This window comes from Granulicatella elegans ATCC 700633, assembly GCF_000162475.2.
In the GTDB taxonomy this organism is placed as follows: Bacteria; Bacillota; Bacilli; order Lactobacillales; family Aerococcaceae; genus Granulicatella; species Granulicatella elegans.
Genome location: NZ_KI391971.1, coordinates 560901 through 581008, shown reverse-complemented (window position 1 = coordinate 581008; position 20108 = coordinate 560901). Strand labels below are relative to the sequence as shown.

The 20108-nt window shown below is 33.4% G+C and carries 20 protein-coding genes and 1 other annotated feature; of the genes, 7 read left to right on the top strand and 13 right to left on the bottom strand.

The features are described from left to right. Positions 1 to 101: 101 nt before the first annotated feature. The 3 genes from rplT to infC all read right to left on the bottom strand — a co-directional run bounded on the left by rplT (position 102) and on the right by infC (position 1257). Positions 102 to 461 (bottom strand): 50S ribosomal protein L20, encoded by a 360-nt coding sequence (gene rplT, locus HMPREF0446_RS02670; protein WP_006702952.1) that lies wholly within the window; start codon positions 459 to 461, stop codon positions 102 to 104. 69 nt (positions 462 to 530) lie between these two features. Then, positions 531 to 731 carry a 50S ribosomal protein L35 gene (gene rpmI, locus HMPREF0446_RS02665; RefSeq protein ID WP_005605917.1) on the bottom strand — a complete coding sequence of 67 codons (201 nt, stop codon included), beginning with the start codon at positions 729 to 731 and terminating at the stop codon, positions 531 to 533. 22 nt (positions 732 to 753) lie between these two features. Continuing rightward, a complete protein-coding gene (infC, locus tag HMPREF0446_RS02660) occupies positions 754 to 1257 on the bottom strand; it encodes a translation initiation factor IF-3 (protein ID WP_006702953.1) in 504 nt (167 codons plus the stop codon). A 43-nt stretch (positions 1258 to 1300) separates the two neighbouring features. Further along, positions 1301 to 1423, bottom strand: a sequence feature (ribosomal protein L20 leader region). A 143-nt stretch (positions 1424 to 1566) separates the two neighbouring features. Between infC and HMPREF0446_RS02655 the strand changes: the two genes are divergently transcribed. Beyond that, positions 1567 to 2193: a DUF6287 domain-containing protein gene (locus tag HMPREF0446_RS02655; protein WP_006702954.1), complete on the top strand. Its 627-nt coding sequence runs from the start codon at positions 1567 to 1569 to the stop codon at positions 2191 to 2193. A gap of 42 nt (positions 2194 to 2235) precedes the next feature. Here HMPREF0446_RS02655 and mgtE read toward each other — a convergent pair whose 3' ends face one another. Next, positions 2236 to 3603 (bottom strand): magnesium transporter, encoded by a 1368-nt coding sequence (mgtE, locus tag HMPREF0446_RS02650; RefSeq protein WP_006702955.1) that lies wholly within the window; start codon positions 3601 to 3603, stop codon positions 2236 to 2238. Between the two features lie 149 nt (positions 3604 to 3752). On the opposite strand from mgtE, the gene HMPREF0446_RS02645 reads away from it, so the two are divergent. Together HMPREF0446_RS02645 and HMPREF0446_RS02640 are read left to right on the top strand one after the other, a co-directional pair. After that, on the top strand, positions 3753 to 5114 hold the full coding sequence (locus tag HMPREF0446_RS02645) for an N-acetylmuramoyl-L-alanine amidase (RefSeq protein ID WP_006702956.1): 1362 nt from the start codon (positions 3753 to 3755) through the stop codon (positions 5112 to 5114). A 188-nt stretch (positions 5115 to 5302) separates the two neighbouring features. Then, on the top strand, positions 5303 to 6238 hold the full coding sequence (locus HMPREF0446_RS02640) for an Rpn family recombination-promoting nuclease/putative transposase (RefSeq protein ID WP_006702957.1): 936 nt from the start codon (positions 5303 to 5305) through the stop codon (positions 6236 to 6238). A 334-nt stretch (positions 6239 to 6572) separates the two neighbouring features. Here the strand turns inward: HMPREF0446_RS02640 and HMPREF0446_RS02635 are convergent, their stop codons facing one another. Genes HMPREF0446_RS02635 through HMPREF0446_RS02625 form a run of 3 tightly spaced genes read right to left on the bottom strand, consistent with a single transcriptional unit; the run spans position 6573 to position 8994 of the window. Next, positions 6573 to 7463, bottom strand: a complete 891-nt coding sequence (locus HMPREF0446_RS02635; RefSeq protein ID WP_006702958.1) for an RluA family pseudouridine synthase — start codon at positions 7461 to 7463, stop codon at positions 6573 to 6575. A gap of 23 nt (positions 7464 to 7486) precedes the next feature. Continuing rightward, positions 7487 to 8290, bottom strand: coding sequence for an NAD kinase (locus HMPREF0446_RS02630; protein ID WP_006702959.1), 804 nt, complete (start codon positions 8288 to 8290; stop codon positions 7487 to 7489). A gap of 41 nt (positions 8291 to 8331) precedes the next feature. Beyond that, positions 8332 to 8994, bottom strand: coding sequence for a GTP pyrophosphokinase (locus HMPREF0446_RS02625; protein WP_006702960.1), 663 nt, complete (start codon positions 8992 to 8994; stop codon positions 8332 to 8334). Positions 8995 to 9153: 159 nt separating this feature from the next. Between HMPREF0446_RS02625 and HMPREF0446_RS02620 the strand changes: the two genes are divergently transcribed. From HMPREF0446_RS02620 to rnhC, 3 genes are all read left to right on the top strand, one after another. After that, positions 9154 to 9744, top strand: coding sequence for a CYTH domain-containing protein (locus HMPREF0446_RS02620; RefSeq protein ID WP_006702961.1), 591 nt, complete (start codon positions 9154 to 9156; stop codon positions 9742 to 9744). A gap of 80 nt (positions 9745 to 9824) precedes the next feature. Continuing rightward, positions 9825 to 10511 carry a DsbA family protein gene (locus tag HMPREF0446_RS02615; RefSeq protein WP_020991306.1) on the top strand — a complete coding sequence of 229 codons (687 nt, stop codon included), beginning with the start codon at positions 9825 to 9827 and terminating at the stop codon, positions 10509 to 10511. 49 nt (positions 10512 to 10560) lie between these two features. Further along, the gene (gene rnhC / locus HMPREF0446_RS02610) at positions 10561 to 11475 is read left to right on the top strand and encodes a ribonuclease HIII (protein ID WP_006702963.1); all 915 of its coding nucleotides are present in this window, start codon (positions 10561 to 10563) and stop codon (positions 11473 to 11475) included. Between the two features lie 574 nt (positions 11476 to 12049). On the opposite strand, the gene HMPREF0446_RS02605 is transcribed toward rnhC, so the two are convergent. After that, positions 12050 to 12952 (bottom strand): magnesium transporter CorA family protein, encoded by a 903-nt coding sequence (locus HMPREF0446_RS02605; RefSeq protein WP_006702964.1) that lies wholly within the window; start codon positions 12950 to 12952, stop codon positions 12050 to 12052. 347 nt (positions 12953 to 13299) lie between these two features. After that, positions 13300 to 15105 (bottom strand): oligoendopeptidase F, encoded by a 1806-nt coding sequence (gene pepF, locus HMPREF0446_RS02600; RefSeq protein WP_006702965.1) that lies wholly within the window; start codon positions 15103 to 15105, stop codon positions 13300 to 13302. 218 nt (positions 15106 to 15323) lie between these two features. Between pepF and HMPREF0446_RS02595 the strand changes: the two genes are divergently transcribed. Further along, positions 15324 to 17189, top strand: a complete 1866-nt coding sequence (locus HMPREF0446_RS02595; protein WP_006702966.1) for a heavy metal translocating P-type ATPase — start codon at positions 15324 to 15326, stop codon at positions 17187 to 17189. A gap of 190 nt (positions 17190 to 17379) precedes the next feature. On the opposite strand, the gene HMPREF0446_RS02590 is transcribed toward HMPREF0446_RS02595, so the two are convergent. The 4 genes from HMPREF0446_RS02590 to HMPREF0446_RS08450 all read right to left on the bottom strand — a co-directional run. Next, positions 17380 to 18216: an alpha/beta fold hydrolase gene (locus HMPREF0446_RS02590; protein ID WP_006702967.1), complete on the bottom strand. Its 837-nt coding sequence runs from the start codon at positions 18214 to 18216 to the stop codon at positions 17380 to 17382. Between the two features lies 1 nt (position 18217). Continuing rightward, the gene (locus tag HMPREF0446_RS02585; protein WP_006702968.1) at positions 18218 to 19228 is read right to left on the bottom strand and encodes an NADP-dependent oxidoreductase; all 1011 of its coding nucleotides are present in this window, start codon (positions 19226 to 19228) and stop codon (positions 18218 to 18220) included. Between the two features lie 71 nt (positions 19229 to 19299). Beyond that, positions 19300 to 19731, bottom strand: coding sequence for an Rrf2 family transcriptional regulator (locus tag HMPREF0446_RS02580; RefSeq protein ID WP_020991305.1), 432 nt, complete (start codon positions 19729 to 19731; stop codon positions 19300 to 19302). 190 nt (positions 19732 to 19921) lie between these two features. Then, positions 19922 to 20108 (bottom strand): ACT domain-containing protein (locus HMPREF0446_RS08450; RefSeq protein ID WP_020991304.1); only part of this gene is annotated, 187 nt, incomplete at its 5' end.

The following is a 20108-nucleotide window of genomic DNA, read 5'->3' as shown; positions in this document are numbered from 1 at the left end:
TTGGTATTTCTTCACATTGAGTTTAACGGGGCTCAATGGTGGTTTATCTTATTGGAATATCGAGTGATTCCTTTACTTGATGTAAATAATCTCTCAGATAATTATTTAGCTAATGCTGATTTAGCTTGTTCAGCTAAAACAGTGAATGCTGCTGCATCGTTAACTGCTAAGTCAGCTAACATTTTGCGGTTCATTTCGATACCAGCTAATTTTAAGCCGTGCATTAATTTGCTGTAGCTTAATCCGTTTAAGCGAGCTGCCGCATTGATACGTGCAATCCATAATTTACGGAAGTCACGTTTCTTTTGACGACGGTCACGGTAAGCATACATGTATGATTTCATGACTGCTTGTTTAGCTGTTTTAAATAATTTTGATTTCGCTCCGTAGTAACCTTTAGCTAATTTTAAAACACGGTTACGACGACGACGAGTAACTGTTCCACCTTTAACACGTGGCATAATTAATTCCTCCTTGGTCTTTCAGTCTCTTGCGACTGTCTAGAAAATGTAATAGTTTTGCGTGCTGAATTAACGCATTTGACTTAATTGTTGTTTAATACGTTTGATGTCAGTAGCGTGAACCATTGTTTGTTTACGCAAGTGACGACGTTGTTTCTTAGTTTTACCATGGAAACGGTGGCTTGTGAAGGCTTGTGAACGTTTTAATCCTCCACCACCTGTACGTTTGAAACGTTTAGCTGAACCACGGTGTGTTTTTTGTTTTGGCATGAGACTTTCCTCCTGTTACTTTTTACTTGTCATTTTTGGGCGCTAACATCAAGAACATGCTTCGTCCGTCCATTTTTGCCTTTTGTTCGACAGTTGCAAGTTCGCTAACTTGTTCTGCCAAACGTTCTAAAACCTTTTGTCCAATCTCTTTATGAGTAATGGCACGGCCTTTAAAGCGGATTGTAGCTTTCACTTTGTCGCCTTTTTCAAGAAACTTTTGTGCTGCTTTCAATTTCGTATTAAAGTCGTTTTCATCGATTGTAGGGCTTAGACGCACTTCTTTGATATTGATGACTTTTTGATTTTTACGAGCTTCACGTTCTTTCTTTTGTTGCTCAAAGCGATACTTACCATAATCCATAATTCGAGCAACTGGTGGTTTTGCATTTGGCGAAACTAAAACTAAATCTAGTCCAGCTTGTTCTGCTAAACGCAATGCATCGTTTTTTGTTTGAACACCAATTTGTTCACCGTTATTGTCAATTACACGTAATTCACGAGCTCGAATTCCATCATTGACCATCATATCTTTTGCTATGATTGTTCACCTCCAAAATTTTTGAGAGAAAAAAGCAAAAAAGCAACGAGAACAAAATATCCCCGCTGCCAATGTCTTCATTAAATAAACATTACTATCGGCCCAAGGACTTCAGTCAACTTAGGCGAGAAGCGGGATGCTTCTGCTTGTTTTCTCAACTTCTGTAGTTTACAGTAATCCTCTACTCTTGTCAACAGTTTTCTACAAAATTATTTTATATTTTTTAAATTTTCTCAAACTTCATCGTCTTTTTATGCAATTTGTTCTATAATATAAGTACTTAAGGGAGGAAATTTTATGAAAAAACAGTATTTAGTTTTATTATCCAGTTTATTTGTTTTAACAGCTTGTAAGAGTTCATCTACAAAACCTACTGAAACAACTACTACTCCAACAACCGTTACTACAAAGACAACCTCAACTACAAAAGTAACAACGACTAAAGAACAGCCAACTACAACTAAAACAGCTTCTGAAACAAAACAAGAAACAACTACTCAAGAAGCTAAGAAAGCTACTGTTCAAAATAAAACTACGGTCGCTTCTACTTCAATGAATATAGAAGAAATTAAAACAGGAAATCTTTCAAGTATTAAAGGAACGTGGAGAAATGACTATGGTCAAGAATTAACTTTCCATGATAATGGGACAGTTTCTGTTAAAGAATCTACCTATAAAGTTCAACCAACTCAAACTCAATATCAAGAAGGACTGTTAAACTGGATTTTCACTCCATTAGAAAATCAACCAACCGTTGGGAGTGCCATTATGACTTTTGTTCCTAAAAATCAAGTTGTTACTTATGGACTCATTGAAGGAAATAAAGATACTTCTGATACATCAAAAGATCGTTTATTCGGTACTCAATCTGCCCTAACTTCAGACGCACTGAAAAAAGCAATGTATTACAAAGTTTCTGAATAATTAAAAATGGCTCGCCCTTTTTGAGGTGGAGCCATTTTTTTGTTAAATTCCTAAAAATTTCTCAAGAAACATGCTTGCAATCGTGAAATATACAAATACACTCGTTAAGTCACTGACTGTAGTAATGAATAAACCACTCGCGAATGAAGGGTCAAACCCCATAGAGTCGATTAATAATGGAATTAAACTTCCGGCAATGGTTGCTACTGTAATCGCAAAGAACATTGACACTCCAATGATTCCACCTAAAATCCAGTTTGCTTGCCATAAACCTACTACAACAAAAATAATTAATCCTGTCGCAATCCCACTAATAATCCCTGTTGCAACTTCTGATAATATCGTTTTTACAAAAACTGACTCATCTTCATTTAATCCTATTTTACGAACTGCTACCGCTAAAGATTGTGTTCCCGCATTCCCTGCTGTACCTGTAATTAATGTAATGAAAATTGAGAGTACACTAGCTTGTCCGATAATTCCTTCATAACGACTTAATAAAGCTGCTGTTGTTAATCCTAAGAATAATAAACTAATTAACCATGGCAAACGTTTTGAGGCTGCAATAAATGGGTTCACAGATTGTTCATCTACGTCTACCCCTGCTAAACCTGAGTAATCACTTGTTGCTTCTTCATCGATAACGTCAATCGCATCATCGACTGTAATAATTCCAATGAGTTTTTCTTCTTCATCAACAACTGGAATTGCTAAGAAGTCATAGTCTCGAATCATTTTCGCTACAGCATCTTGTGCTTCTTGTACTTCTACAGAAACAACACGATCTACCATGATTTCACTAATTTTCACATCTTCTTTATGAACGATTAAATCTTTAAGTGTCAAGACCCCTTTTAATCGATTTTCTTCATCTACTACATACACGTAATAAATCGTTTCTGCTTCTTCTGCCATTTTTTTAACAGTCGTCATCGCACTTCCAACTGTTTGACTTTCATGAATAGCGATAATTTCTGTTGTCATCATCGCTCCAGCTGTATCATCTTCATAATTTAATAAGTTACGAATTTCGTTAGAAGTTTTATGAGGCATCATGCGCAAATATTTTCTGACTTCATCTTCTTGTACTTGTTGCAAAATATCTACTGCATTATCAGCATACATTTCTGCCAACATTCTTGCAGCATATCGCTCATCCATTTCTCGAAGATATTCTTCCACATCTTCGACATCTTCTTCAATAATTTCAAATACAGGTGCCATGTCTTCTGGCGACAGATATTGATACACCAATTGACGTTGTTCCTCACTTAACGACAAGTAAATTTGTGCTTGGTCATAAGTATGGTTTTCTAAAAATATTTCTTTAAATTGCTGCTTATCATCTGTTTTTAACGTATGATGAATTTGTTCTAAAATTTCATCAAATTCATAAGCCATTTCAGACATCGAATCACCTCTATTAATCATTATTTTTTTGCATAAAATGATTATACCTTTAATTAGTCAATAATGACAATATGAACCTTTATATTTTCATAGATTTTATTCAATGATTTTGCTAAACTGATAACAAATAAAAGATTAGGAGACACATTATGAAAAAGAAAATATTCTTATCAACTTTACTCATAGGAGCTTGCCTATGTGCTTCAACTCCAATTTTTGCACAAGAAACTACTACCACTACTGCTCCAAAACAAGAGCAAAAAGAAAATAAAAAGAATACTGAAGTACCTACACCTCCAAAAGAGGAAGTAATCAAAAATCAGTGGAAACAAGTTGGAAATCATTGGTATTACTATAATGAACAAGGTGTTATGTTAAAACATACCTTTTGGAATTCCTACTACTTCCATAAAGATGGAAAAATGGCGAGTCAAGAGTGGATTTATGAAAACAACCATTGGTACTATGCAAAGTCCTCTGGATCTTTAGCACTAAATGAATGGATGTCTATTAATCAAAGATGGTATGTCTTTAACGCTCAAGAGATGATGTTAGCCAATCAATGGAAAGACGTTTACTATCTAAAACCTTCAGGTGCAATGGCTGAAAACGAATGGGTCTTTGATCCAACGTATCAATCATGGTTTTATCTTACTTCTACTGGACGCTATGCCCAAAACACTTGGAAAGGTGATTATTACTTAAAGTCTGGTGGATACATGGCGAAAAAAGAATGGATTTATGATTCTAGTTATCAAGCATGGTTCTATCTTGATGAAAATGGTGCATATGTAACAGGTTCTCATTTAATTAATGGCGCTCTTCATAGCTTTAAAGGAAATGGTGCATGGATTAAAGAAATTAAAGAAGAAAAATCTTCAAATGAATTACCTTTTGCGACAAGCAACTATCAAAAAGTCATCTTCTTAGACCCTGGTCACGGTGGAAAAGATCCTGGTGCCCAATATTTAGGATTAAAGGAAAAAGACTTAAATCTTCAAGTATCTATGCAATTAAAAACAAAATTAGAATCGTTAGGTTACAAAGTGATTATGAGTCGTTCGTCAGATATTGATGTTGATTTCATTACTGAACGTTCTAGAATGTCAAATGAGACAAATGCTGATATGTTCATTAGTATTCACTTTAATGCGACAGGTCACGGACTAGACAGTGGTGAAGATGGTATTCAAACCTATACGTACTTACCAACTGGAAATATCCCTTCTGTCATTAATAAAAAATGGCATGACAATCCTACTCGCTTGAAATATAGTTATAAACTTGGTTCTTATATTCATCAATCTGTTTTAGCAACGACTCATGCTAAAGATGCTGGATTATTAGCGAAGAGTTTTGCTGTATTACGTGAAACAAACAAACCTGCAGTTTTATTAGAATTAGGATACATGGATGATTCAAAAGAATCACAAAAAATCCGTACAAAAGAATACCAACAAAAATTAGTAGACGGAATCACTCAAGGAATCCAAAAATATTATAATAACTAAAAGAAACACCCGAGAAAGCATCAGGCTCTCTCGGGTGTTATTCGTATACGGACGCTTGTTCAACAAATCAAAAAAAGTTACCATAAAAATTATTTTCCTCCATTTTTTTCATATTTATAGTTGAAGAGATGGTTACAAGTGACAAGTCATTAGTAGTCTCCTTCAAATAACTATAGGAAGTGGTAAAAATGATAGAACGTATTAAAGATGCAAGGCCAATGATGGATTTAATGGCAAAGAAAGTTTTCAGTAATCCTGAAATAACAGCACAGTTTATTCGAGACATCCTAGACTTACCTGTTCACCATGTAAAAATACTTGATGGAACACAAATACACAATCATCAATTCGAAGATATAAAGACTTATGTAACTAGTATCGATGTATTAGCAGAATTGAATGATGGTACACAGGTCATTATAGAAATCCAAGTAGCCTATCAATTTGACTTTATTAAACGTTTATGGTTATATCTATGTAATCAAGTGACTAAAAATGCAGATGAACATAAAAAAGATAGAGTAGAAACCCATAAACTCGCAGAAGAATTGTTACCAGTGTACACCATTGCCATCACTCAAAAAAGGTATTTTAAGGACGATAAAATGGTTCACGTATACTGCTTCAAAGAAAAAAATACAAACGATGAATTGAAAGTTTATTTTAAAGGATTTGAAGAAGAACAAAACTTAGCCTTAATGGCATTTTTAGAATTAGAGAAGTATAATAGAGACAAGATACAAGAATACAAGAAAGTTAGATGGATTGAATTTTTTGGAAATCAACCATACACACAAAGCCCTGAAAAAATATTAGAACAAGCAGATCGAATTGTGAGTCGAGTAGACTGGACAAAGGAGGAACGAGAAATGTACGATGAAAGAACACGATATCTTCAAGCATATTCAAGTTTTTTAGCTACTATAGAAAAAGAAAAGAAAGATGCAAGAATGGAAGGGTTAGCGGAAGGTATCGAAAAAGGAAAAGTACGCGGCATTGAACATGGAAAGAAAATGATGATTATCAGCTTAATAAAAGATGGTCTTCTCTCTAAAGAAGAAGGCGCAAAACAATTGAGCATTTCCGTAATAGAATTAGACGAATATATGTCTGCTAACGAATAACAGAATAAGGATATTTCAAGACGACTTCGGTCGTCTTTTTTGATACAGAAAATAAAGAATTTGTCGAACAACCAAACTTTCCCATAGTACGATAAGACAGCATAGATGACTTCTGGCATCCTAGTACTATAGGAAACCTCATTCTTGTACGTATTCTTCCTCCCTTCTCCCTGAAGATAAAAATAACTTTCCCATAGTACAAGTAATAAAAGCCAAGCGGATTTTATTACAGGGAAAATCAAGACCTTAGGCTTGATTTTTAGCTATGAGACCCCGCAAGGGGGCTGCTAGCATCCTAGTACTATAGGAAAGTTCCTATTTATATCTAAAATATTTATCTATCTTTCTCTATCCACTCTGCCATGTCTTTCGGCAACAGAGCCTTAACACACATCTTCTCCCCCGTCATCGGATGAACAAAATCCAACTGACTACAATGAAGTGCCTGCCTCATCAGTGGCTCAATCTTCTCGCCACCATATAAATCGTCCCCTAACAACGGACAACCAAGCCAACTAAAATGCACACGAATCTGATGCGTACGTCCCGTATGTAAACGAATCTTCACCAATTGACTATGCTGATACGTTTCTTCTAACCAATATTCCGTTAAAGACGGCTTCCCATCCGGTCTCACACAACGATTAATAATCGAATCATCCGTTCGTCCAATCGGCGCATCAATCAAATCATGTTCTTTTAAAACATCCTGTTTCGTCACAATCGCATGATACGTTTTTTGAATCGTCTTATTTCGAAGCGCTTGATCCATCCACGCGTGAACTACACGATGTTTGGCAAACATCATCACTCCCGTTGTATCACGGTCTAATCTTGTTACAACATGAGTCACACAATCTTGGGTTCTTGTCGTTTGTAAATAACCTTTTACACGATTTGCCATTGATTGGTCTGGATGTAGTTGTGATGGAATCGAAGCTGTCCCTTGTGGCTTGTTCACAATTAATAAGTAGTCATCCTCGAATAAAATATCCAAAGGAATATGACTGGGAACAACTGTTTCATGCTCGCCTTCTGGAGGAATCACCATCGTCAGTACATCTCCAGGCACTAAAGTCTTTAAAACAATTTCCTCTCGACCATTGACGAGTAATTTCCCATTTCGTTTGACATGGGCTAAAAATGTTTTTGTAATTCCCTTTTCTTGTAAAAAACTACGCATCATCATGGGTGATGAATACGGATAAGTCCATGTTAAATTCAATGATTTCCCTCATTATCTTTCTTCTAATCTATTTCTCTTGCTCCAATAAAAGAGTTTTCTACTCTATCCCAAAAATGAGTATGACGATATCGAACAAATGATACACGTTGTGTACTAATATGTAAATGTACTTTGACAATATCATTGGCATCATAGGTTAAATGATCCATTGATAGAACCATTCCATTTTCACTATGGGGTAATAACGTTAACACTTCTTCTGGTGCAAAAATCATTGGAGAACTTAATGTACGATACACACGATTATTAATTGAAGCCATTTCTGTCATTTGCATCACTTCTGCTCTTGGATGAACGATGGCTCCTCCTAATGACTTATTAACTCCTGTTGAGCCTGTTGGAGTTGCAACACATACGCCATCTCCTCTAAAATTTTCGAATAATTCACCATTAATTAAGACTTCGCATACAAGAGTTCCGTTTACTTTTCTCAATGTTGCTTCATTTAATGCAATATGATTTTCGATTGTTCCATCTGCTTTTTCTAAAGTCACATCTAATAGAGGATAACTCACACTTTCTCCTTGATCATGCTTCAAGCTTTCAATTAATTCACCTGCTTGAAAATCACGCCAATCTGTATAAAATCCTAAATGACCTGTATGAATAGCTGCGAAGCGAATATGATCTAGTTGTGATTTATAATGGTGGACAGCACCTAGCAAAGTCCCATCTCCCCCAATTGTAATTACAACATCTGGATTTTCATCATCTCGTTCAAATTCCTTATGGCAACATACATTTAAAAATTCTTCTGCTACCTTTTGGCTTTTTTCTGACTGATTATAATATAACCCTACTTTCATCAATTCACTTCACCCTCTCTTTAATTTTCTAACATGAACACTTATGATTTTCTTTTACGTTGATTTTCTTTATTTGTTGAGAAAATATATTGCGCTTCTTGAATTTCTTCTCGAATTTGCGACATTTCTTCATCTAATAAAAAGGCCGCTTCTGCTGCTCTTTCTAATCGTTCATGGATAATTTCTGGAAATTCTCCTTTATACTTATAGTTTAAAGAATGTTCAATTGTTGCCCAGAAATTCATCGCTAATGTTCGAATTTGAATTTCTACTAGAATTTTCTCTTCTCCTTCAATTCTTTGAACAGGATATTCTAATACAACATGGTACGAACGATATCCACTTGCTTTCTTTTGATGGATATAATCACGTTCAATAATAATCGTAAAGTCATTTCGTTGACGAAGTAATCGTACGACTTCAAAAATATCATCTACAAATTGGCACATAATCCGTAATCCTGCAATATCTTGAACTCCTTCTAAGAAATCTTCTGTTAAAATCTTTCTCACTTGCATTTTTTCACGAATACTTTCAGGAGTTTTCACACGTCCTGTAATAAATTCAATTGGAGCATGTTTCCCTTTTTGTCGATATTGAAGGCGAATGCCTTTTAATTTAATTTTTAATTCTTCTATTGCTTGACTATAGGGTGCTAAAAAAGCATCCCAGTCTTCAACTTCTGGTAAATATTTTTCTTCCATTTACTCACCTACTTTAATCTCATCCTTCCTATCATAGCATATTTTTTACTGAGTCTAAAAGAATTTTGATAATCTTAAACTCTTCAATGGTTATTATTTGTAATTCACAGTAATTTAAGATAAAGTAGAAAAAGCTTTGTGATAGAAAGAGGTAGAAACATGGCCCATTTAGAAAAAGAATATAAAAATCTTCTAACAAAAGAGCAATACGAAGCTTTAAAAGAAGAATTTCAATCTATTTTCACGAAAGATATTACGCAAACGAATCAATATTATGATTGTCACCAACAATTAGAAAATAATCGTTCTGCTTTACGAATTCGTCTTATTGACGGACAAAAAACAGGAGAAATTACATTAAAACTTCCTCAATCAGACTGCGAAGTCATTGAAATTACTGAAGAATTACCTACAGAACAATTACAATGGTGGGTCGAAGAAGATATTTTCTTACTTCCAACAAGTATTAAGCTAGCACTTGAAGAACAAGGGATTGAATTATCCAATATCTCTCCAACTGCTACTCTAACAACCCATCGATTAGAAGGAATGTTAAGTCCTGGCTGTTTACTAGTATTAGACGAAAGTCACTATGCAGGTCAAAAAGATTATGAAATAGAAATGGAAGTTGAAGATTTAGAAGCAGGAAAAGAAGTCTTCTTAGAAATTTTAAATCGTCATGGTATTACACCACAAAAACCAATTAGCAAAATCAGACGTGCATTACTTGCTACTAAAAATCTTGGCTAATCCAAGGCTTTTTATTCAGAATTTTTTCAGTTTTCTGATACAATAAAGATACAAATTAACGAAAGGAGATTTAGTTAGAGGTGAAGAATAGTGAACTGAGTCATATTCAACCTAGTCCATTATCTACTGAGAGAATTTTCGACTGTTACTTATTTATTAATCCAATAGGAAAACAATGTTATCATTGTGAACAAGAAGTGATGAAATTTATTGAACGAACTCCTTATAAAGTACACGTTCATTTCATACCTTTTCATAATTTTAAATCAGTAACGCAATATATGAAAAATAATCAGTTAAATAACAAGAATATTGACTTACGAAACGAAATCTATACAAAAATCTATGATGCTTGCCTATCTTATAAGGCTGCTCTTCTACAAGGAAAAAAATTAGGTAGAGCCTTTTTAATGGAATTGCAAACACAACTACATCTTCTTCATAAAGAATACACTCCTGAATTATTACAGGAAATTATTCAAACTATTGGACTTGATGAAAAAATGTTCTACGAAGATAAATCGAGTAAACTCGTTCATCAAGAATATGAAAGAGATCAACAAATTGCACAAGAAATGATGGTCGAATCAAACCCTTCTCTTGTTATTTTTGATAATTTAAATCAACAATTTGGAGTTATCTTACATGAAAATATTTCTGCAGATATGATTGAACATGTCTGTGAAAATCTACATCATGCAATAGATAAATGCCCTAAAAAAACACAAAAGCATCAACCTTGCTGCGTAATTAAAATGGTACATTAAACTATAAGAGACTGAATTTCAGTCTCTTTTTATTCATTGGAGGTTATTTATGGCAACAACCGTTTTATTATTAGATGAACATACAATCCAACAATTGGGTGAAATTTATCAAGATGCTATCCATCAAATCCCCCCTCATGCACATTATCAATTAAAACTTCCTTCTTTAACAGTTACAGCTTACCATTCTGGAAAAGTTGTTTTACAAGGAACTAATGTAGATGCATTTGTTCAAAAACATGATTTAACAGCTTCAACAAGTACAAAGAAATCCAAAGTTGAAACAAATGGACTTCCAGAAGGCTTTTCAAACTGGGGCGTCATTGGTAGTGATGAAGTTGGAACAGGAAGTTATTTTGGACCATTAACCGTTGCTTGTGCTTTTGTTCCTGAAAATCTTATTAAAGAATTGCAAATACTAGGTGTTAAAGACTCAAAAATTTTAACAGACTCTCAAATTCAAGAAATCGTTCCAAAAATTAAAGAATTAGTTCCATACAAATTACTTACACTTTGGCCTGAAAAATATAATGAAGTACAACAAACAAAAAATCTAAACGAAATGAAAGCACTACTTCATAATCAAGCCATCAAACGATTATACCAACAAATCAATGCTGATTTACTTCAAGCTGTATTAATTGATGAATTTTGTTCTCCTTCAAACTATTACCGTTATTTAGGGGATCAATCTGCTCCTCTTAAAGCAATTACATATTTTAAAACAAAAGGTGAAAGCCATCATATTGCAGTAGCTGCAGCATCGATGATTGCACGAGATGCATTTTTAGAAGGATTAAAAACTTTATCGAAAGAATATGGATATCCTCTACTATCTGGGGCTAACGCTTCAGTAGATGAATTAGCAAGTAAAATTTTAAAACAAGAAGGTATGGACGGTTTAAGAAAAGTTGCTAAATTACACTTTGCCAACACACAAAAAGCCATTGATTTAACAAAATAATCCCATAACGAACAAAGGCGTACAATTAAGTTCAAACACCTGATTGTACGCCTGATTTTATGCTCTCTAATATTTTTCGATACATCGTAAAAACGGAGTTTTTTGATATAGTAGTACTAAGACGCCAGTAGCCCCTATCGGGTCTCTTGGCTAAAATTTGAGCCTGTAGGCTCAAATTTCCTTGTGATAGAATCTGGTGTGAAAGATTCTATCACTCGTACTACTATAAAAACTCCTTCTTTTACTCTATCTAATAAGGTATTCGTTAAAGTGAAAAATAAATTATTACGTAATTTTTTGAATATCGTTTCAAGAAGCATTTGACATTTCATAGTGGCATGACCCATGAGACCGAAGGTCTACACTAATATACCAAAAACTCACTGTATCATACGCACTCTCATACTTATCGTTCCAAGTAGAAATGATATTTTATAGTAGTATGAGTAAAAGAATCTGTGTGACAGATTCTTTTACAGGGAAAATTGAGACCTTAGGCTCAATTTTTAGCCAAGAGACCGTAAGGGCTTCTGGCGTCCTAATACTACTATAAAAATATCAATTTCCACGCCCTTCACTTTTTCATAAGACGCCCCAATATCACACTGACTAGTATCCAAATTCCTAAAATAATTCCTAATGCAATTCCCCAACCATGAGAATGTTCTGTAAAAGGAATTTGCACATTCATTCCAAAAAATCCCGTCACAATATCAGGAATCGTTAAAAGAATAGAAATAACAGTTAACATACGCATCGTATCATTCAAATTATTATTCAAAACATTATTATATGTACCCGATAATTGCTGCAAAATTTGAAGATTAATCGAAGTCATTTCCACTAGCTGCTTTGCTTCAATTAAACTATCTTCTAACTCTTCTTTTTCTACATCATCTAAGACTTTAAATACAGATTGAGTTTTCAATTGCTCCAATACAATCGCATTTTGTTTAGTGGCTGAAACTAAATAAACACTACCGATTTCCAAATCTGATAAAGCAAATAAATTTTTCTTTGTTGTTTTTTGTCGTAACATTTGACTTAATAACCCTTGTTCTTTTTTTAATTTTTCAATTTTTGGGAAATAATATTCCGTAATCATAAACAAACTGGAAAATAAAAATGTAAACAGAGATATATCTGGTCTTTCTTTTAATTCCTCTTTCATTGCTTGAACAATGTATTCATTATGATGGTTTGTAATTGTAATAATTTGATTTTTACGTACAATAAATGTCATAGGAATTGTTTCGTATTGATTTGAATTTAATGATTGTTTAATCACATTATAAATAACAATCAGTGTTTCTTTACGTCGATCGTATTCAATATGAGCACGCTCATGTTCATCAAGGGCATACTCCAACATTTCACTATCAATTTCATACGTTTCATAGATAGACGAATACTCACTAATTAAATCTGAATTTATATTAATCCACGAACAAGAATTTCCAAAATTTACTACCGCCATAACCTTCTCCTTTAAAATATTTTTATACCAATTTATTATATTTTAAATAAAGAAGAATAACAAATAGTATAAATAAAAAAGAGTCTTCATAGTAGCAGAATTCAAGAGACCGAAGATCTACTGGCGTCCAAGTGCTACTATACAGAAAACTCTATTCACTAACGTTCTCTCATAATATCCATTAAAATACAAAAGACTTTCCATAGCAGTATGAGCGATAGAATCTGTTATACAGATTCTATCGCAGGGAAATTTGAGACCTTAGGCTCAAATTTTAGCTATGAGACAGCAAAGCTGTCTGCTAGCGTCCTAATACTGCTATACTAGGAAAGTCTATTTATAGTCTTTTACTCTTCGTTCATCAACGCTTCTAATTGCTCTAGTCGTTGTTCGAATACATTCATTGCATCATATAGATATTGAGTTTGAGTCATATCTACCCCTGCTTTTTTCATAACCTCAATTGGTTTGTCGCTACGTCCAGCACGTAAGTAGTTCAAGTAAGCCTCTAAATCTTCAGGAGTACCATGTAAAATCTTATCTGCTAAAGCAGTTGCTGCAGCCATACCAGTTGCATATTGATATACATAGTAATTCATATAGAAGTGAGGAATACGAGTCCACTCATATGCAATCTCTTCATCTTGAATAACATTTGCATAATATTTTTTATTAATTGCACCATAAATCTCAGCCATCGCTGCTTGAGTTAAAGGCTCACCTTTTTGATCTGCCACATGAATTTGATGTTCAAATTCAGCAAATTGAGTTTGACGGAAAATAGTCGATTTAAAACGATTTAAATAATTATTTAAAATATATTTTTGACTCTCTTTATCCGTATGTTTCTTCAATAAGTAATCTGTTAATAAGTTTTCATTCGTTGTAGAAGCAATTTCCGCTAAGAAAATTGAATAATCCCCATATTGGAATGGTTGAGTATGACGAGTGAAATAACTATGCGCACTATGTCCTAATTCATGCACTAATGTAAAGAAATTACTTAAATCATCATGCCAGTTTAATAAAATATAAGGAGCAGTAGCATAACCACCTGATGAATAACCACCACTACGTTTTCCAACATTTTCAGCAACATCAATCCAACGTTGATCATAAGCTTGTTTAAGAATATCTTGATATTCTTCCCCTAATGGTTTCAATGCTTCAAAAGTTGCTTTAGAAGCTTCTTCATAATTGTAAGTAATTGGAGCTTCACCAGTAATTGGAACATACATATCATACATATGTAACTCATCTAAACCTAAAGCTTTTTGTTGTAAAGCAATATAACGATGTAATAATGGTAATTTTTCATTCACTACTTTTACTAAAGCATCATATACTTCTTCAGGAACTTGGTTAGAAGATAAGGCAGCTTGACGGGCTGATTCATAATTATGAGCTAACGCTTTAAAATTATGAGCTTTCACTTCTGAACCTAGCGTGCTAGCAAATGTATTTTTAAATTGAATATATGGTTTATATTTTGTTTCAAATGCATTTTTACGAACTTCAGCATTTGTTGATTCTAAGAATGTTGTATAGTTTCCGTGAGTTAATTCTACTTCTTCCCCTTTTTCATTCTTAACTGTTCCAAATTTAATGTCCGCATTATTTAAAAAGTTAAATGTTTTTGATGGCCCAGAGAATACTTCATTTGCTTTTGATAATAAAGCTTCTTCACGATCTGATAATACGTGACCTTTTTGAATACGAGCCGCTTCTAATGCAACACGGAATTCTTCTAAGCGTGGTTCTTCTTTAAAGAAGTTCTCAAATTCTTCATCTGTTTTTTCTAAGATAGCTGGTTCAAACCATGATGAAGCACCTGATAATTCAACATATACTGAGAAAGCACGTTGATTTAATACTTGATTTTCATCATTTGTAGTATCTTGGTCAGCTTTTAAATGTGAATACACATAAGCTGTTTCAATTTTTTCTTCTACTTGATTTGATAACAATAAGTAGTTATATAAATTTTCTCCAGATTGTAAAGCTGTTTCTTTACTTGCAGCAATTACTGGAATTTTTTCTGATACAAAAGCTAAATCAGCTTCAAAACCAGAATTATCTGGATAAATTAATGTTAAGTCCCATGTTAATTCTACAGGAACTTCTTCACGAGTTAATGGTTTTTTATCACTCATTTGTTCTCCCACCTTCATTTTAAGATATGAAACCATTCTACTATGAATTTTTAAATTTATAAAGGGAAAATCCTTAAAAATTAAGACTTTCTTATTTTCTCTCATTCTCAATAAGCTAATTGAGAATGAATTTCACTCTCATCTAGTTTAGAATTATTCTAATCTAGGAAAATTTATGCTATGATATATTCAACAAATAAAATACGAGGTGAAAAAATATGAACATTTTAGAACAAAAACAAATTCGATATACAATTACTTGCGGAACATTAATTATTTTGGGACTAGCTGCTAGCTTCCACGGATTGAATATAGTATCTGTGATTTGCTACTTGACAGCGTTCTTAGTTGGAGGATTCCACTCAGCCGTTGAAGGAATTCAAGAAACTTTACAAGAACAACATTTAAATGTTGACTTATTAATGGTATTAGCGGCAATTGGTGCTTCTATTATTGGTTACTGGTTAGAAGGAGCTTTATTAATTTTTATTTTCTCATTAAGTGGAGCTCTTGAAGAATATGCTATGGCAAAAAGTGAAAAATCAATGACAGAATTATTAAACTTACAACCAAAAACAGCTACACGTATTCGTGATGGTCACTATGAAACAGTAGATGTTGAAGACTTAGCAATTAATGATGTTATTTTCATTAAAAAAGGAGAAGCTGTTCCAATGGACGCTATCCTAACAGAAGGTGAAAGTTTATTCGATGAAAGTATGATTAATGGTGAACCACTTCCAGCTAACAAAAAAGTAGGCGAAGAAATTTTCGCAGGAAGTATTAATTTACACCAATCTTGTACAGCTACTGTACACAAAAATGCAGATGAAACTGTGATGGCTTCTATCATTCGATTAGTAGAAGAAGCTCAAGAACAAGAAACAAAAACAAGTAGCTTCTTAAACAAAATCGAAGATCAATATGTAAAATTTGTATTAGTATTCGTACCATTAGCAATTGCATTCTTCTACTTCGGTTTCCAATGGTCATGGCAAGAATCTTTCTATAGAGGAATGATTTTGTTAACAGTAATGTCTCCATGTGCCTTAGTTGCTTCCGCTAGCCCTGCGATTTTAGCAAGTTTATCTAATGCAGCAAAACAAGGGATCTTATTAAAAGGTGGAGAAGCCTTAGAACAATTATCTTCAATTGAATCAATTGTTTTAGATAAAACTGGTACATTAACAAAAGGAAAACCAACTGTTCAAAAGGCAGTAATTGTAAATGAAAACGAAGAAGAAGTTCATGCAATGATGTATGAAATGGAAATTCGTTCAACTCACCCATTAGGAAAATCTATTACAGCGTATACACAAGCTTACAAAAATTCTGATGCGATTTCATTTGACAGCTTTGAAGAAGTAATCGGAAATGGATTAGTAGCAACAACTCAAGGTTCAACTTGGAAAATTGGTAAATTAGCTTGGATTGATGAAGACTGGAAACAACACACAGCATTAGCTTCTGATATTGAAAAGCACTTAGAACAAGGTGAAATTGTTTTAGCAATCGAGAAAAATGGACAATTCATTGGTTTCTATGCTATTACAGATGAAATTAAAGAAAGTAGCCAATCTGTATTACACTACTTTAACAAAGAAAATATTCAAACGATTATGATGACTGGGGATTCAGAATCAACTGCTGAAGCTGTAGCAAAACACTTAGAAATCTCTGATTATCAAGCAAACTGTTTACCTGAAGATAAAGCAACTTATGTTAAGAACTTAGCTGATAAAGGTGTTTCTGTAGCCATGGTTGGGGATGGTATTAATGACGCTCCTGCTCTTGCAAATGCAACCGTTGGAATTGCGATTGGTGAAGGAACTGCTTTAGCAATTGAAGCAAGTGATATTGTCTTATTAAAAAATAATTTATCATTAATTAAATATGGTCACGAATTATCTAAAAAAATGAAACGCATCATTTTACAAAATATTGTGTTCTCATTATCAGTGATTACAATTTTAATTTTAGCAAATGTTTTCCAATTCATTAACTTACCTTTAGGTGTTATCGGACACGAAGGAAGTACCATCTTAGTAATCTTAAACGGATTACGTTTACTTAAGAAATTATAAAAGCCGAATTTAAACAAAAGAAAAATGACTTTTTAAATAGTAGCATAGGACGCAAGCAGCCTCGCTAAAGCGAGTCTCATTGCTAAATTTCGAGCCTTAGGTCTCGAAATTTCCTGTACTAGAAGCCACTCAGCTTCTAGTACTTTTGCTACTATTAGAAAGTCATTTTTTATTTACTATTAATTTTTCATTATTTTTCTAAAAACTCTAATAACGTTTCAGAAAATTCTTTTGCGTATTGGAAAATAGACCCATGCCCCGCATTTGGATAGATGATCAATTCACTTCCAGCAATTTTTTCATGCATCTCATATGAATTTTGAGTTGGCACTTGTAAGTCATTATCCCCATTCACAATTAAAGTTGACTGAGTTATAAAAGAAAGACTATCCTTTTCATCTTGTCCCCAACGTTTAATCGCTTTTAATTGAGTTAAAAATCCTGGAACATTCATTTCTTTGTCCGCATTTTCTTTCGTTCTCTCACCCATACGATTCAATACTTTCATCGCTTCTTGATATCCTTTTTCATCATGATTATAGAAAATATAACGTTTTGGATCTACTCGATGTAACATTGCTTTAAACATAAAACGGAATGTTTTACTAGTGACTTTATCCATTTCAAGACCACCTCGTGGACCAGTTCCTGCTAATACTAAACAATTAACTAAAGAAGAATTTAAACGGACAATTTCTTGAGCAACCATTCCACCCATAGATAATCCTAATAAATTAATTCGTCCATAACCTAATGCTGTAATGATCTCAATAGCTTGCTCTGCCATTCCAGGAATTGTATCAGCAACTTTTCCCTGACTAGCTCCAACTCCAGGTAAATCCATTACGATAATATGATGTTTTGCTGCGATTAAATCTAATAATTTTGGATCCCAATTATCTAAAACTGCCGCTAAATGCGTAAGCATAACTAATGGAATGTCTGAATTTCCTTTCCCTAATTCTCGATAAGCAATTTGATTTCCTTTTACACTAATGAATTGATTTTTAGTTTGAATATAAGACATGTTATTTTTCTCCTTCGAATGTTAAAACTGTTTTTCCTTTTGAACGACCATTAGCTACTTTATCTAGTGCTTTATTCACTTCTTCAAAAGAATATACGGTATCAATGGATGGTTTAATTTTTAATTGTTCAAAAATATTTGCTACTTCTTGTAATTGGCGTCCGTTACTTTGAACAAAGATAAAGTGATAATGAATATTGTATTTTTTAGCTAATGTATCAAATTTACGTCCTGCTAACCAAAATAGTATTTGTTTCCATTTAGGTAATTTCATTCTTTTAGCAAAATCACCATTCGGCATTGCTCTTAATGAAACTAATTCTCCTCCTGGTTTCATGATTGACATTTGTTTTTCAGTTTCTGCACCACCTAGAGTATCTAAAACATAATCCACATTTTGTAATGTTTGAGTATAGTCTTCTGTCTTATAATCAATAAATCGATCCACTCCAAGTGCCATTACACGTTCTTTATTAGCTACATCACCATTTGTAATAACGGTTAATCCCTTTGCTTTTGCAATTGGAATTGCCATTCCACCAACTCCACCAGTACCACCTGAAATGAAAATTGTTTTTCCTGCTTCTGCTTTCATTAATTCCAATGCTTGCATAATCGTTAAAGCTGTAAGTGGAATCGCTGCTGCTTCTTCATCGCTTAAATATTCTGGAACTTTTGCTAAGGCTTCACTATCTACTGCAATATATTCAGCAAAGGCACCAATTGAATCAAGTGGTAATCTAGCAAATACACGCTCCCCTAATTTAAAATTCTTTACTTGATTTCCAACTTCTTCTACTACTCCTACAAATTCATTTCCCGCTGTTTGAGGGATTGAATAAGGAACAATAAGTTTCACTTCTCCTCTTGAAATCATGTTATCTAATGGATTCACACCTGCTGCTTTTACTCTTACTAAAACTTGTTCACTAGAAATTTTTGGTTTTTCAATTTCTGTTATCGTTACTGTAATATTTTCTTTATGGTATTTTGTATGTTGTGCTGCTTTCATTTTAATTCCTCTTCTTTCTTGTATCCAATAAGGATACATGTTTTCTAAAATATTACTGACTTATTTCTAAGTCAGCGTTTTGAATCTTTTGCTGTTTGATATAAATTATCGATAACATCTTTCAATGTTTTATTTTTTAATTCTCTTTCTAATTCTTCTTCTACGTCAGAAAAAATAGGTGAAATAGCTCCTTCGATATATCTTCCAACTGGACAGTTTAAATTTCTATTTTGATGAACTGGGAATAAACTAATACGTTCTACTTCCTGTGTTGCAAAATAAATTTCTAATAAACTAAGATCTTTTGGAGATTTTGTTAATTCATATCCTGATTTTCCTTGATGTGAAGAAATAATCTCTGCTTTTTTTAATAAAGCAATGACTTTACGAATATAACTTGCATTAGTTCCAACACTTTCTGCTAAAGATTGAGAACTTAAAATAGTACTACTCTCACTTATCATTGAAAGAATATGTAATGCAACTGAAAATTTAGTATCCATAATTCCGCTCCTCTTAAAGTTGTATCTGATACAAGAACAAGTTTACCCTATTTTAAAATTAAAAGCAAGTAGTTTTTCAAATAAAATAAACTTTCCAATGTAGCGTTAGTGGTATGAAACTCGCTTTGCGAGGTTGCTACCGTCCATTGCTACATTAGAAAGTTCTCTTGTATTTGTTTTATTTAATTTACTATTTATCCACTACTTCGTATTCTACTTCTTCACCAAAGAATTCGTCATATAATGCTTGAATCGCACGTTTTTCGTACTCTTCTCTAATACCAAACATCATAGAAACTTCGGATACCCCTTGGTTGTACAATTCAATATTGATTTGTTCACGGGCTAATGTGCTAGCAACACGAGCAGTTGTACCG